10 protein-coding genes are annotated in these 14605 nt (G+C 70.0%); 4 read left to right on the top strand and 6 right to left on the bottom strand.

From position 1 onward, the window contains the following. Positions 1-53: 53 nt before the first annotated feature. The 5 genes from ACIPTO_RS18000 to ACIPTO_RS17980 form a co-directional block, all read right to left on the bottom strand. Positions 54-2786, bottom strand: a complete 2733-nt coding sequence (locus ACIPTO_RS18000) for a glycosyl hydrolase-related protein (protein ID WP_401193090.1) — start codon at positions 2784-2786, stop codon at positions 54-56. Positions 2787-2815: 29 nt separating this feature from the next. Continuing rightward, entirely contained in the window at positions 2816-3622 is an 807-nt protein-coding gene (locus tag ACIPTO_RS17995) for a carbohydrate ABC transporter permease (RefSeq protein ID WP_366318303.1), read from the bottom strand. A gap of 77 nt (positions 3623-3699) precedes the next feature. Continuing rightward, entirely contained in the window at positions 3700-4647 is a 948-nt protein-coding gene (locus ACIPTO_RS17990; RefSeq protein WP_401193088.1) for a carbohydrate ABC transporter permease, read from the bottom strand. A 7-nt stretch (positions 4648-4654) separates the two neighbouring features. Then, positions 4655-5989: an ABC transporter substrate-binding protein gene (locus ACIPTO_RS17985; protein WP_401193085.1), complete on the bottom strand. Its 1335-nt coding sequence runs from the start codon at positions 5987-5989 to the stop codon at positions 4655-4657. A 256-nt stretch (positions 5990-6245) separates the two neighbouring features. Beyond that, entirely contained in the window at positions 6246-7253 is a 1008-nt protein-coding gene (locus ACIPTO_RS17980; protein WP_401193082.1) for a LacI family DNA-binding transcriptional regulator, read from the bottom strand. Positions 7254-7577: 324 nt separating this feature from the next. Between ACIPTO_RS17980 and ACIPTO_RS17975 the strand changes: the two genes are divergently transcribed. The 3 genes from ACIPTO_RS17975 (at position 7578) to ACIPTO_RS17965 (ending at position 11251) form a co-directional block, all read left to right on the top strand. Continuing rightward, positions 7578-8174: a hypothetical protein gene (locus ACIPTO_RS17975; protein WP_401193079.1), complete on the top strand. Its 597-nt coding sequence runs from the start codon at positions 7578-7580 to the stop codon at positions 8172-8174. A gap of 179 nt (positions 8175-8353) precedes the next feature. Further along, the gene (locus tag ACIPTO_RS17970) at positions 8354-9268 is read left to right on the top strand and encodes an expansin EXLX1 family cellulose-binding protein (RefSeq protein WP_401193077.1); all 915 of its coding nucleotides are present in this window, start codon (positions 8354-8356) and stop codon (positions 9266-9268) included. Between the two features lie 204 nt (positions 9269-9472). Next, positions 9473-11251 carry an FAD-binding dehydrogenase gene (locus ACIPTO_RS17965; RefSeq protein ID WP_366317657.1) on the top strand — a complete coding sequence of 593 codons (1779 nt, stop codon included), beginning with the start codon at positions 9473-9475 and terminating at the stop codon, positions 11249-11251. Positions 11252-11324: 73 nt separating this feature from the next. Here ACIPTO_RS17965 and ACIPTO_RS17960 read toward each other — a convergent pair whose 3' ends face one another. Then, positions 11325-12080, bottom strand: coding sequence for a TetR/AcrR family transcriptional regulator (locus ACIPTO_RS17960; protein WP_401193074.1), 756 nt, complete (start codon positions 12078-12080; stop codon positions 11325-11327). Between the two features lie 199 nt (positions 12081-12279). On the opposite strand from ACIPTO_RS17960, the gene ACIPTO_RS17955 reads away from it, so the two are divergent. Beyond that, entirely contained in the window at positions 12280-14517 is a 2238-nt protein-coding gene (locus ACIPTO_RS17955; RefSeq protein ID WP_401193072.1) for an MMPL family transporter, read from the top strand. Positions 14518-14605 lie beyond the last annotated feature (88 nt).

Here is a 14605-nt window from a genome sequence, read left to right as displayed (position 1 = left end):
TCACAACGCTTTCGTGAGGGTGGAACGGGTGCATTGCATTCGATCATGGCGGTCTATCGGAGTACGACGGTGCGGATCTCCCAGGGGCCGAGGGCGAGTTCGAGCTCGTCCCGGACCTGGACGCGGGAGATCGGCCGGCCCAGCAGATCGACGGTGGCGGCCTCGGCGAACGTGCCCGTCACCCGGACCGTCGACCCGGTGTCGCTCATCGCCGTCAGCCGGACCTCGGTGCCCGGTCCGTGCTCGGCGTCGGTGATCCGGCGGACGGCCGAGACGAGGACGTCGTCGCCGTCGACACGCAATCCGGCCCGGTCGGCGGGCAGTTGCCCTCCCGCGGCTGCCGTGCCCCGGGTGACCAGGACGTCGTTGCGGAACTCCTCCGCGAGCGCCACCGCGTCCGCGCCGCGCCAGCCGGTGGCCGACGGGACGACGGCGAACCGGTTCTCGATCCGCATGCCGAGGTCCTGCGCCCCGGGTACCGGGATCTCGCTCGCCGCCGGTTCGTCACGCAGGGGGTGGATGTTGACGCTGATCGAGCCGATCGCGCGCAGCAGGGTCACGGCCAACTCGGTTCCGTCGCCGACGAGTTCGTACTCGCTGGAGTGGTCGAGCAGGACGGTGGCGGCACCGGCCGCCACGAACGAGCCGGCCGGGAAGGTCGGCAGCGGGTACTCGCCCCAGCCGCCCTCGGCGGTCAGCCCGCGCTCGGTGACGGCGAACTGACCGGCCGACGCGGACGTGCCCACCGGCTCGGGCAGCGGCACATGGAAGCGCAGCCGGTGGTCGGCGGACTGGTTGAGGAAGGACGTGGCGACCCGCACGAACGGCTCGCCCGCCCGCACCTCCACCAGCGTCTCCACCGGCGTCGGCACGGTCCGCGCGGCGCGCACGTCACGGTCGTCGGAGAGAGCGGCCGGCCACGCGTAGACGCGGGTGACCCGCAGCCGTGCGCGCAGCGGGCCGTTCTCGACGACCTCGACGGCGACCTCCGCCGGCTCCGACACGAGGACGTCGTGCGCCGGGGGAGCGTAGTTGTAGCTGTCGCCCCGGTCCCCGCCGTCGACGAGCCGCCCGACGCCGTGCAGCACGGTGCCGTCCCGGCCGGTCACGTCCAGGGTGCCGTCGGCGGTGACCGATACCGCCACCAGGCCGTTGGCGAGGGTGCGCTCCGTCGCCGTGGCGGGCGCGTGCGACGGTACGGCGGGGGTAGCGCCGGCCTCGGTCGGCCCGACCCGGAAGGACGCCAGCCCGGATGCGGGAACGTGCACAGGGACAAGCGCGGTGGCCCGCGCCTCCTCCAGGGTCAACACCCGCCACTCGCCCGGGTGGCCGGCGGCTGCCTCGGCGACCTCGCGGCGCAGGATCAGCAGGTCGAAGGGGCCGGCGGTCGGTACCTCCGCGAGGTGGAACACCAGGGCGCCCGGGGTGAGTTCGTAGTGGTCGATCTGGCGGCCGAAGAGTTCGCGGCGATGGATGCGGCGCAGGACGCGTTCGAGCTGCGAGGCGTCCATCGTCTCGTCGCTGAGCACGGTCGGTGCCTCGGAGATCAGCTGCACGGGAGCCGTCGTACCGTCGGCGGCGGTCGCGACGAGCGCGGTCCCCTCCTGCGGGGCCATGACGTCCACCTCGACCAGCACCGAGCGGTCGAACGGCAGCGGGTTGGCGGCCAAGTGGGCGTCAGCGGGCACGAGTCCGGCGGGTTCGGCGAGCGCCGCGTCCCGTACGGCACGCGCTGTCTGCGCGGCCTCGGCCAGGCGGGCGGCGACCTGGTCGCAGGTCTCGTCCGTCCCGGAGCCGACGACCGAGTCGTGCGCGGTCGACTCGATGATCTTGTGCCAGGCCAGGTCGAGGAACGGCGAGTCGTCGCGCCGCGACCACTGGGCGTTCACCCGCTCCGCGTGGTCGATGGTGCGCTCGGCGAGGGCCATCCGCTGCTTGAGGCCGAGCCGCACCGAGAGCACGCCCGGAAGGATGTTGCCGCGCACATGGCTGCGCAGCTCACCGGTCACGGTGGCGGACACCTCGTCGCGGACGTGCTCGCGGAGGTACTCGTCGAGGGTGGCGATGGTGATCGGGCGACCCTCGGCGGCTGCCTGCCGCAGCCAGGAGGCGAGCTGCGGGTCGGGCGCGTTGTGGTCGGTGCCCGCCATCGCCAACACCGGGTCCGTGCCCCAGCGTTCGGCCGTCATCTCGGCGTAGTCGCCGAGCGCGCGGCCGATCCGGTCCGGCACCAGCAGGACGTCGAGGCCGTTGTCGTAGCCGTCGAAGAGGAACTCGGTGCGGACCTGGGAGCCGTCCGGCGCACGCCAGACGAAGGCGTGGCCGTCGACGGAGCCGGGCACCCCGCGCCACAGCGCCGCGTGCTCGATACCGGCGCGCGCCAGGATCTGCGGCATCTGCGCGACATGGCCGAACATGTCCGGGAGATAGCCGATCGGCATCGCGCCGCCCAGCTCGGCGGCGGCGGCCCAGCCCATCTGGAGATTGCGGACGATGGTCTCGCCGGAGCAGAGGAACTCGTCGAGCAGGATCAGCCACGGGCCGACGGCGAGCCGGCCCTCGGCGACCAGGGCCGCGACCCGCGCGCGGTTCTCCGGCCGCATCTCCAGGTAGTCCTCGACGGCGGCCATCTGGCCGTCGACGGTGAACCGGAAGTCCGGGTCCGTCTCCGCCGTCTCCAGCACGGTGTCGAGGGCGGCGACGAGCCGGTGCCGGAACACCTGGAAGGGCTCGTACCACTCCCGGTCCCAGTGGAAGTGGGGTACGAACACAGCGGGGTTGGGCATGGCGTGAGACACCTTCTGTGCGGGGACGGTCACTTGAGGGAACCGGCGGCGAGTCCGGTGCGCCAGAACCGTTGGAGCAGGATGAACACGATGATCACGGGCACGATCGACACCAGCGAGCCGGTGATCACGGACTCCTGGAGCAGCGGGGCGCGGGCCGTCTGGCCGTTCCACTCGTACAGGCCGAGCGTGATCGGGAAGAGGGACTCCTTCTGGAGCATCACCATCGGCAGGAAGAAGTTGTTCCAGATCGCGACGAACTGGAACAGGAAGATGGTGACCAGCGACGGCGACATCAGCTTGAACGCCACCGAGAAGAACGTGCGGAACTCCCCGGCGCCGTCCAGTCGCGCCGACTCCAACAGCTCCTGCGGAACGGCGGAGTTGGCGAAGATCCGGGCGAGATAGACGCCGAAGGGACTGACGATGCTCGGCAGGAACACCGCGAAGTACGTGTTCACGATCCCGGTCGCCGAGAACAGCAGGAACAGCGGGAGCGCCAGCGCGGTCGTCGGGACGAGGACACCGCCGAGGATCACCGAGAACAGGAACTCCCGGCCCCGGAAACGGAACTTGGCGAGCGCGTATCCGCACAGCGCGGAGATCAGCGTGCCCACGAGCGCCCCGAACACGGCGTAGATCACGGTGTTGACGATCCACCTGCCGAAGACGCCGTCGCTGCGGGTGAACAGGACCCGGAGGTTCTCGAACAGGTTGAAGTGCGAGAACGTCAGGCCGTTGGTGGCGGCGAGGTCGCCCTGCGGCTTGGTGGCCGCGACGATCAGAAAGTAGATCGGCAGCAGGAAGTAGATCGCCAGGAGCAGCATCAGCGCCATGGCCGCCGTACGGCTGACCTGGCTCTCACGGTTCACGGAACGCCTGCCCGCGGCACGGGTGGTGACGGATGGGTTGTTCACAGGCCGGCCCTCTTCGACGTCAGTCGCATGAATCCGAAGCTCAGGACGAAGGTGATGACGGCGATGACCACGGAGATCGCCGCGGCCTGCTGGTAGTTGTTCCCGGAGGCCACCGCGTAGGCCAGCATGTTCGGTGTGAACGTGCTGGAGATGTTCGAGGAGATCTGCCGCAGCACCGCGGGCTCGGCGTAGAGCTGGAGGGTGCCGATGATCGAGAACACCGTGGTGAGCACGATCGACGGGGCGATGATCGGGACCTTGATCCGCCAGGCGATGGTCCAGTTGCCGGCGCCGTCGAGCCTGGCGGCCTCGTACAGCTCCTGCGGGATCGACTGCAGCGCCGAGAACATGATCAGCATGTTGTAGCCGGTCCACAGCCAGGTCGAGATGTTCGCCGCCGACCACAGCACGGCACCCGGGCCGAGGAAGTCCGGCTTGAGCCCGATGCCGTTCAACAGGTCGACGACGGGGCTGAGTTGGGGCGAGTAGAGATACGACCACATGATCGCGGCGATCACGCCGGGCACCGCGTACGGCATGAACGCGGTGATGCGGAAGACCGACTTGAGCTTCAGCAGCGGAGTGTCCAGGAGCAGCGCGATGATCAGCGCCACGAACAGCATGACCGGCACCTGCACGATGCCGAACAGGCCGATGCGGCCGACGCTGGACCAGAACTCGCTGTTCTGCAGCACCTTCTCGTACTGCTCGAAGCCGCCGAAGGTCGTGTACGAGGTGCCGTACTGGCCGCCGGAGCGGCGGACGACGCGGACGCTCTGCCACAGCGCGTAGCCGACCGGGACCAGATAGAAGAGCACGAACGGGAGGAAGAAGGGGATCACGAAGGCGGCGATGGTGCCGGCCCGGGGGCCGCCGCCGTTGAGACGGCGACGGCCCCCGGGCGATGCCACCACACGCGTCGCGCGGGGTGCGATGTCGGTCATTGCGCGGTCACTTGCCCGCTTCGGCCGGGATCGCCTGGTCCTTCATGGACTTCAGCGCGGTCGCCTGCGCCGCCGACAGCGCGTCGTAGAGCGTGCCGTCACCGGCCGCGGCCTTGGCCATCGAGTCCTGCAGCGCCAGGTTCACCGTCTTCTGGGTGGGACCCCAGGCGAAGCTGGTGTTGATCTTCTTGGACGAGTCGGCGAAGACGTCGAAGATCTTCTCGTTGTCGTAGTACGGAACTCCCTTGGACAGCGCGGGCAGTTGGAGCCCCGCGTTCGCCGCCGGGTAGAGACCGCCGAGCTGGTTCTCCAGGGCGAGGGCCTCCGGGTCGGTGTTGAGCCAGGTGTTGAACTTGACCGACTCGTAGAGGTGCTTGCTGCCCTTCATGAACGCGACGGTCGAGCCGCCCCAGTCGCCCGAGGCGCCGTCGGAGCCCCATGTCGGCATCGGGACGATCGACCACTTCCCGGACTGCTTGGGGAGGTTGTCGCGGAACATGCTGTAGCCCCAGGCGGCGCCGACGTAGCTGGCGATCTGGTCCTTCTGGTACGCCGCGTACATCTGCGTCGAACCGTTGGCGAGGTCGGTGCGCACGAGCTTGCCGGCGATCAGCTTCTGCCAGTAGTCGGCGACCTGCTTGCTCTGCTTCGAGGCGACCGTGACCTGCCACTTGTCACCGGAGTAGCTGTACATCTGCGAGTTGTTCTGCCAGAGCAGGCCGTTGAACCACTCGGCGTTGTTCGGGTCGAAGAACGTGATGTCCAGATTGGGGTCCGCCTTGTGCAGCTTGGCCGCGGCGGCGGCGTACTCGTCCCAGGTCTTGGGGATCGCGATGCCGTGCTTCTTGAAGATGTCGCTGCGGACGTAGAGCGCCATCGGCCCGGTGTCCTGCGGCAGGGCGAAGACGCCGGTGTCGCCGAAGCTGGCCTGCGACCACGTCCACGGTACGAACTTCGACTTGGCGGCGGTGGCCGCCGAACAGGCCGAGGCGTCCACGAACGCGCTCTGCGTGCGCAGGTTGGGCAGCTCGTCGTAACCGACCTGGGCGAGGTCCGGCGCCTTGCCCGCCTTGAGGGCGTTGCCGAGAGTGCCGTACTGGTCGTTGGAGATGTTCTTCGTCTCGACCTGGATGTTCGGGTTGTTCTTGTTCCACAGGGCGACCACCTTGTCCATGCCCGGAACCGTGTTCCAGTACTGGAGGGTGACCTTGCCCTTGGCGGGTGCGCAGGAGGCCGCGGAGGTCTTCGTCGACGGCGAGGACGACGAGCATCCGGCGAGTACGGCGACACTGGCGGCCACGGCTACGGCGCCGAGGCGGATGCGCGTGATTGTGCTGCTCATGGTTTCCGTTCCAGACAACGACTAGCGGCGGTGCTAGGCGGCTCGATGCTGATCCCTCGGGCGGGATGCCTTCTGGGTGGAAGGGACGTGGGGCACACCGTTTTCCTGGGGTCTAAGAGCGTCCCGTGAGCGCTCCCGTGAGCGCTCACGGGACTGCTTGCAGATAGACCTCGACATGCGTTTTGGAATGTTCGGAAGTCTGCGCTCCGGTGCGGGGGAGTGTCAAGACATTCGGGCATGACGGGTACCGGTCGGGTCAAGCCGACCCGCTCAACCGCAGTTCACCGCGGACCACCAGATCGTCGGCGGCCAGCTCCTCCAGCCCCGACAGCAGCCGCGCCACCTGCTCGATGGCGAGCGCGCCGAGCCGGCGGGTGTCCAGCGCCACGCTGGTGAGCGGGGGCTCGACCAGCGCCCCGAGCTGGAGGCCGTCGAAGCCGATGACCGCCAGCTCCTGCGGGACGCTCCGGCCGAGCCGACGGGCCTCGCGCAGCGCTCCGATCGCGATGATGTCGTTGAACGTGAACACCGCGGTGATGCCGGGATGGGCGCCGAGCAGTTCACGGAGCGCCGCTCCGCCGCCGTCGGCCGTCTGGTCCGCGCCGACGACCATGCCGCCGTCGATCCCGTGGGCCGCCGCCGCCGTGGTGAACCACTCGTGGCGGATGCTCGGCTCGGCCCGGGTGTGGTGGTCGAGCATGCCGATCCGGGTGTGCCCCTGCGCGACCAGGTGGGCGACGGCCGCGTGGACGCCCGCCGTGCCGTCGATCCGGATCGCGCTGAACCGCGTGCGCTGTTCCCGCCCGATGAGCACCACCGGCATCCCGCGCGTGAACTTCTCCAGTTCGCTTTCGGGACAGCTGAAGTAGCCGATCACCGCGTCCACCTGCGAACTGATCACCTGGAGCGTGCCGCGCTCCTCCTCGGCCCGGTCGCCGGTGTCGTACACGACGACCTGCCAGCCCCGGGTGCGGGCTGCCTCCAGGGCCGCGGCGGCGACCTCGGTGAAGAACGGGTTCAGCAGATCCGGGATCACCAGCCCGATCGTCATGGTGTCCTGCCGGACCAGCCCGCGGGCGAACCGGCTCGGCCGGTAGCCCAGGGCGCGGGCCGCGTCGAGCACCCGCTGTTTGGTGTCGCTGTCGATCTCGTCCTTGTCGTTGAGCGCCCGTGACACGGTCTGCCGGGACACCCCGGCCGACTTCGCGACGTCATTGATCGTGATTTTCCGGGGTTCCGTCCCGGCTGCCGACGGCACCACCATCGCCCACCTCCCGCTTCTCGCGAACGCAGGTGCGCGCGCAGAGCCCCGAGTATGCATGTACGAGGGCGGCCGTACGAAGCCACGTCCCGGGATTCCGGCGTCATTCCGCACGCGGGCGGCGGATTCGGTCGCTACGGCAAAGGCGCGACGACCGGCGCCGGAGGGGCCACCGGAACGCCGGTGGGACGCGGGACGCGGCCCCGGAAGTCCGCCGACCCGCTGAGTGCCGAGCGGTGCATCCGGACCACGCCGTGAAGCGGCTCAGCGTCCGCCGCCGCGAGCGGGTGCCTATGCTGCGCTGAGGCGGGGCGACAGGAGGCGGGTATGCGCGGGCCCGGCGTTCAGGTGCCGGTCAGAGTGACGGCGGCCGTGGCGGTGGTGGTCGCCGCGGTGGCATGCGGCGGTCACCCGGACCCGGCGACCACGGCTCCTTCGGCGAGCGCATCGCCCAACATCCCTGCCTACACAGCCGAGTTGGAGAAGAGCGACCTGCCCTGGAGCGGCAGCCCGAGCCCGTACGACGCCGTGGCGACACTCGACGACGGGCGCCGCGTCGCGCTGCACTACCGGCGCGGCACGGGCCTCGTCGAGCAGCACTACAGCCCCCGTGCGAAGGCGTGGACCCGGCCGAAGGTCATCCACCGCACCACGACCGACGCGTGCCAGGGCATCCACCTGCGCACCAGCAACGGAACCGTCGCCGCGACCGCCGACTTCGGCTCCTACTACTACGACGGTGAACCGCCGACCGAGTCCCTCGCGGTGGTCGGCACCGGCAGCCTGGCCGCGTGGAGCGTCAACGTCACGAAGAACTTCGACGGTTGGGAGCGGGCCGCCGTCTCCGCCGACGGGCGGCGGGTCGTCTTCGGGAGGGGCGCCACTCTGCGGTGGAGCAGCGCGCACGGGTTCGAGCGCCGGTAACCGGCCTAAAGGCAGGCGGGGTTGGGTGGTGCGCATCGGCAGCCCTGACAGCACGGTGAGGCCCCGTCTGTCCCTCGACTACGCTCCTGGAGAAAGGGCTTGCCGCTCTTCTGCCGAGGCTGGCACGCTCGCCTCCTCCGTCACTCCGAGCGACGGACGGTGGCCATCAAGGAGGTCCGGTGTCCAAGCGGTGGCTGTTCCTGTCGGCGGCCTCGGTACTCATCGTCGTCTCCCTGGCGCTGGTGGTGCTGCCAGGCCGCAAGAGCGACGGCGAGGACGTGACGTCGGCGGCGGCGAGCGCCGCGACCGCACCGTCCGCCACCACCTCCATCCCGAACTCGCCGTCCCCGAGCGGTACTTCGAGTCCTTCCCCGCGGGCCGCCGTCACCTCGAAGAAGCCGTCCCCGACACCGACCACGCACGCGGCGACCACCCCGGCGGCCACGAAAGCACCGCAACCGGCTTCCGGTACCGCCTCGTTGGCCGGCCGCATCCGCCCCGGCGTCACCTACCGAGGTCTCGCCACCTTCTACGACGCGGACGGCGGCGGCGCCTGCATGTACGACCCGAGCGGAGACGTGCTGACCGGCGCGATGAACACCACGGACTACGAGTCGTCCAAGGCGTGCGGGGCGTACGTCTCCGTCCACGCGGCCAACGGCGCCACCGTCACTGTCCGTATCACCAACGAATGTCCGGGGGACTGCGCCGTCGGCCAGATCGACCTCAGCGCCCAGGCCTTCGCGAAACTCGCCGCGCCTTCGGCCGGCCGGATACCGATCACCTGGAACCTGGTGAGCCCCAGCACCACGGACACGCTCTCGATCCGCTACAAGACCGGGTCCACCCGCTACTGGTGCGCGATCCAGGCGATCGGCCACCGAAATCCCCTCGCCCGCCTCGAAGTTCGCGCGGGCAGCGGCTGGCGTCAGCTCCAGCGCGCCGACTACAACTACTTCCTCTCCGAGGACGGCAGCGGCTGCGGTGGCGCGCTCAGGCTCACCGACATCTACGGTGAGCAGCTCACCGTCCCGCCGCTCGCGGTCCGCGCCGACGTCACGCAGCCGACCCGGGTCCAGTTCGCCCAGCACTGACCCGTCCCGGTCGGGACAAGGGCCCGCGCGAGCCGGCGACCCGTCAGGTGCCCGGCGGCCGGTCCTGGAACCGGTGCTCGAAACACGGCCGACACAGCTTGGTTTCCCGGGGTGCTACCGGCGGTAACAACAGGGGTGTCGCGGCACGTTCCACGTGTCGGACACATCTCCCGCACCTCCCGTACTGACCCGGAAGGCACCCCCATGGAGAATTCGGCCCCCACCACGATCAGCCGACGAAGAGCCCTGACGGTGGCCGGCGGTGTCGCCGCAGGCGCCGCGCTCGCGGCACACGCGGTACCGGCGTTCGCGGCCGGCACCTCGGACGCCGACGCCATCGTCGTCGGCCACGGCCTCGCCGGTCTCGTCGCGACCTCCGAACTGGTCGCAGCCGGAAAGAAGGTGCTGCTCCTGGACCAGGAACCCGAGTCCAACCTGGGCGGCCAGGCGTTCTGGTCCTTCGGCGGTCTGTTCCTGGTCGACTCCGACGAGCAGCGGCTCATGGGCATCAAGGACTCCCAGGAGCTGGCCTGGCAGGACTGGCTGGGCACGGCGGGCTTCGACCGGGGTGTCGACGACCCGACCGGGCAGGACTACTGGGCCCGCAAGTGGGCCGAGGCGTATGTGGACTTCGCGGCCAACGAGAAGCGGTCCTGGCTCTACGGCCTCGGCATCCGCTGGTTCCCGATCGTCGGCTGGGCCGAGCGCGGCGGCGGCCTCGCCGACGGCCACGGCAACTCGGTGCCCCGCTTCCACGTCACCTGGGGCACGGGACCGGCCGTGGTGGAGCCGTTTGAGAAGCAGGTGCGGGCCGGGGTCGCCGGCGGCAAGGTGACCTTCAAGTTCCGCTACCGCGTCGACGAGATCGTCCGCACCAACGGTGCCGTGACCGGCGTGCGCGGCGCGATCCTCGAACCCAGCACGGCCCAGCGCGGCAAGGCCACCTCCCGCACCGTGGTGGGCGACTTCCAGCTCAACGCCCCCGTGGTGATCGTGACGTCGGGCGGTATCGGCGCCAACCACGACCTCGTACGCCAGAACTGGCCGGCCCGGCTCGGCAACCCGCCCAAGACGATGATCACCGGAGTGCCCGCCTACGTGGACGGCCGGATGCTCGGCATCACCGCGTCGGCGGGCGGCCGTATCGTCAACCCGGACCGGATGTGGCACTACACCGAGGGCCTCAGGAACTACGACCCGATCTGGCCCAACCACGGCATCCGCATCCTCCCGGGCCCGTCCTCGATGTGGTTCGACGCCACCGGCAAGCGGTTCTCCGCCCCCGACATGCCGGGCTACGACACCCTCCACACCCTGGGCTCGATCACCGCGAGCGGCTACGACTACTCGTGGTTCGTCACCACGAGCAAGATCATCGCGAAGGAGTTCGCGCTCTCCGGCTCGGAGCAGAACCCGGACCTCACCAACAAGGACATCCTGAAGCTGCTCTCGCGCATCTGGCAGACGCCGGAGCCGATCGAGAAGTTCAGGAAGAACGGCGTCGACTTCATCACCGCCACCACCCTCTCCGAACTCGTCCTGGGAATGAACAAGCTGACCGGCGACGGGCTGATCAAACTCCCCGACCTGCAACGGCAGATCGAGGCCCGGGACCGCGAGATCGACAACGCGTACTCGAAGGACGCCCAGGTGATGGGCATCCGCAACGCCCTTTCCTACCCCGGGGATTCGCTCAGCCGCACGGCCGCGATCCACAAGATCCTCGACCCGAGCGCCGGACCCCTGATCGCCGTCCGCCTCAACATCCTCACCCGCAAGACCCTGGGCGGCCTGCAGACCGACCTCTCGGGCCGCGTCCTGGACGCCACCGGAAAGCCGGTTCCCGGTCTCTACGCGGCCGGTGAGGTCTCCGGCTTCGGCGGCGGCGGAGTCCACGGCTACCGCTCGATGGAGGGCACCTTCCTCGGCGGCTGCCTCTTCTCCGGCCGTCAGGCGGGCCGCGCGGCGGCCGCCGCGCTCTGACGCCCACCACCGCTGTCCGACCCTCGGCAACTCGGGTGCCCCAGGCCCGAGTTGCCGAGGAGGCGTGGGCGTCTCAGGTGTCACCGCCGTCCGGTTCCACCTGCTCGGGTATCCGCCGGTGGATGTCCGCGAGCAGGTTCCGCATGGCCATGCGGAAGATGTCGGCCTCGTGGCCGCCCAGGAACGCCGTGTGCCCGAAGACCTCCAGGGCGACGAGACCGTGCAGATGACCCCACGCGCTCATCAGCAGCGCGGTCGCGGGGGCGGGCAGGGAGCCCTGTCCGTAGTGCGGCAGCCGTTCCAGGTAGTCCCGGAGGGCGGGGGAGAGCACGGGGACGTCGATCGCGGCCAGTTGCTCCGTGCTGTACCCCGCGAACAGTTCGCGCTCGAAGATCTCGCTCATCCGGCGTGAGGCCTGGGTGGTGGGGCCCTCGGCCGGTGCCGCGTAGTCCCGCAGCGGTGTGCCGTAGAGGAGTTGGAAGCGTTCGGGATGGGCGATGGCCCACCGGCGGTAGCCCTCGGTCGCGATCACCAGGCGGGGCAGGTCCGGGTCCTCCGGCGCGCTGTCGACAGCGGCCTGGACGGCATCGGCCAGATCCTCGTACCCCTTGGTGACGAGCACCGTCACGAGGGCGTCCCGGTTCGGGAAGTAGTGGTAGAGCGCCTGCACGGTCATGCCGAGACTCCGGGCGACCGCGCGCAGGGACAACGCGGCGGGACCGTGCTCGGTGAGGTGGCGCTCGGCCGCGTCCACGATCTCCCGCGTGGCGGCGGCCCGGCGCCGCTCGCGCAGCGAGGGCGGGGCGGTGGTGCGTTCCTCGACGGCCATGCGACGACCGTACGACGCCAACTCGGCCCATGGGCACCGAAGTTGCAAGGTGTGAGGAAAATCTAACACTGCCAAATATTCTTGCTCCTCACTAACGTCGGGCCCGGCGAGGAAGAGTGCCCCGTTCACCGACTCCGGCTGTTTCGCGCCTTTTTCACCATATGGACGGCTCATTCATGGATATCCAAGGAGATCAGGCGTGTTCGAACGCATAGCCGAACTGGCCATCCGCCGCTCCCGGCTGGTGCTGGTCGTCGCCGTCGTGGCCGTGGCCCTCATGGGAGTCCTGGGCGCGGGCGCCTTCGCCAAGCTGCTGGGAGGCGGCTACGACGACCCCGCCTCCCCGTCCTCCCGGGCAGCGAAGGTCATCGACCGGAAATTCGGCGGGGAGACGAACCTGGTCCTGCTGGTCAGCGCCTCGGACGGCCGCGTGGAGGCCCCGGCCGCACGGCGGAGCGGCGAGGACCTGGTGGCCCGCCTCAAGAAGGACCGGCACGTCGAGAACGTCATCTCGTACTGGGACACGGGCAGTTCGGACCTCCGCTCCACGGACGGCCGCGACGCCATGGTGCTCGCCCATGTGAAGGGCAACGACACCGAGCGGGACGAGAACACCAAGAGCGTCATCGACGCCTACACGGGGACCCACGAGAAGACCCTCACGGTCCGGGCCGGCGGTGGCGCCGCCGTGACCAGCGACATGGGCACCCAGTCGGCCAAGGACCTCGTCCTGGCCGAGTCCATCGCCGTACCTCTCACCCTCGTCCTGCTGCTGCTCGTCTTCGGCAGCGTTGTCGCGGCCCTGCTGCCGCTCGCCGTCGGCACCATCGCCATCGCGGGCACCTTCGCCGAGCTGTACCTCCTCGGCAGCGCCACCGACGTCTCCGTCTTCGCGATCAACCTGACCACGGCTCTGGGCCTCGGCCTCGGCATCGACTACGCCCTGCTGATGGTCAGCCGGTTCCGCGAGCAGCTCGCGACCGGGGCGAGTGTCGACGACGCCGTCCGGCGCACGGTGAGCACCGCGGGCCGCACGGTCGCGTTCTCCGCGGCGACCGTGGCTGCCGCGCTCGCCGCACTGCTGGTGTTCCCGCAGTACTTCCTGCGTTCCTTCGGCTACGCGGGCGTCGGGGTCGTCGTCATCGCCGCCGTCAGCACCCTGTTCGTCATGCCGGCCCTGTTCGCCGTCCTCGGCCACCGGGTCAACGGCGGCCGGCTGCCCTGGGCGAAGCGCGAGCGCTCCGCCACCCGCGCACCCTTCTGGGGACGGCTGGCCGCCACGGTCATGCGGCGCCCCGCGCTCACCGCGCTGCCCGTCCTCGCTGTCCTGCTGGTCGCCGCGTCCCCGCTCCTCGGCATCACCTTCGGCACCCCGGACGAACGCGTCCTGCCCGAGAACGCCGCAAGCCGCCAGGTCTCCTCGATCCTGCGCGAGAAGTTCCACGGCAGCGACGACTCCGCCGTCCACATCGTCATCGACACGGCCGTCGGCACGACCCCGCTGGAGTCGTACGCCACCGAACTCGCCGGCCTCAAGGGCGTCGCCCGCGTCGAGACCAGCACCGGCACCTACGGCGACGGACGGCCCACGGCCACCGGCCCCGGCATCGCCGCCCTCGGCCGCCCCGACGCCCAGCAGATCAACGTGGTGAGCACCCTGACCCCGAAGTCCGACGCCGCCCAGGACCTGGTCCGGGACGTGCGCGCGGTCGCCCCGCCCGCCGGAACCCACGCCCTCGTGGGCGGAGTCGACGCCGTCCTGGTCGACTCCAAGCACGCCGTCGGCAGCCGCCTCCCGCTCGCCGTGGCCCTGGTCGCCCTCACCACCTTCCTGCTCCTCTTCCTGTTCACCGGCAGTGTCGTCCAGCCGCTGCGCGCACTGTTCCTCAACCTGGTCAGCCTCGGCGCGACCCTCGGAGTCATGACCTGGATCTTCCAGGACGGCCACCTGTCCTCGCTGCTCGGCTTCACGGCCCAGCCGATGGACGTCTCCATGACCGTGCTGATGTTCTGCATCGCCTTCGGCCTGTCCATGGACTACGAGGTCTTCGTCACCAGCCGGATCAAGGAACTCCACGACCTCGGCGAGGACAACCGGTCCGCCGTCACCAACGGCCTCGGGCACACCGGCCGCATCGTCACCGCGGCCGCCTGCCTGCTTGCGGTGAGCTTCTTCGCCTTCGGCACGGCCCAGCTCAGCTTCATGCAGCTCTTCGGCCTGGGCAGTGGGCTGGCGATCCTCATCGACGCCGTCGCCGTACGCGGCATCCTCGTCCCCGCCGCGATGCGCCTGCTCGGCCGCGCGGCCTGGTACGCGCCCGGCTTCCTGCGCCGGTTCCACGACCGGTTCGGCCTGAGCGAGGGCGGCCCGGCGCCCGCGACCGTGCCGGGCCCGGCGGCCGAGCCGTCGTACGGGAAGGACTCGACGCAGGTCTGACCGCGACGGAGCGTGGCGGATCACGGCGGAGCGCAGCGAGTGTGCTGCCGCGCTTGCGGACAAGTGCATTAGGGCTAATATGATTAGC

It is taken from the genome of Streptomyces sp. NPDC090083 (assembly GCF_044747445.1).
Lineage (GTDB): Bacteria > Actinomycetota > Actinomycetes > Streptomycetales > Streptomycetaceae > Streptomyces.
The sequence above is the reverse complement of the archived record's forward strand: the minus strand, read 5'-3'. Positions and strand labels throughout refer to the sequence as shown.

What these genes read in the sequence shown, in the direction of transcription:
- ACIPTO_RS17975 (WP_401193079.1), top strand. Translation starts at nt 7,578, where the DNA reads ATGCGCGGGCCCGGCGTTCAGGTGCCGGTCAGAGTGACGGCGGCCGTG.
- ACIPTO_RS17990 (WP_401193088.1), bottom strand. Translation starts at nt 4,647, where the DNA reads ATGACCGACATCGCACCCCGCGCGACGCGTGTGGTGGCATCGCCCGGG.
- ACIPTO_RS17980 (WP_401193082.1), bottom strand. Translation starts at nt 7,253, where the DNA reads ATGGTGGTGCCGTCGGCAGCCGGGACGGAACCCCGGAAAATCACGATC.
- ACIPTO_RS17965 (WP_366317657.1), top strand. Translation starts at nt 9,473, where the DNA reads ATGGAGAATTCGGCCCCCACCACGATCAGCCGACGAAGAGCCCTGACG.
- ACIPTO_RS17960 (WP_401193074.1), bottom strand. Translation starts at nt 12,080, where the DNA reads ATGGCCGTCGAGGAACGCACCACCGCCCCGCCCTCGCTGCGCGAGCGG.
- ACIPTO_RS17985 (WP_401193085.1), bottom strand. Translation starts at nt 5,989, where the DNA reads ATGAGCAGCACAATCACGCGCATCCGCCTCGGCGCCGTAGCCGTGGCC.
- ACIPTO_RS18000 (WP_401193090.1), bottom strand. Translation starts at nt 2,786, where the DNA reads ATGCCCAACCCCGCTGTGTTCGTACCCCACTTCCACTGGGACCGGGAG.
- ACIPTO_RS17995 (WP_366318303.1), bottom strand. Translation starts at nt 3,622, where the DNA reads ATGGCGCTGATGCTGCTCCTGGCGATCTACTTCCTGCTGCCGATCTAC.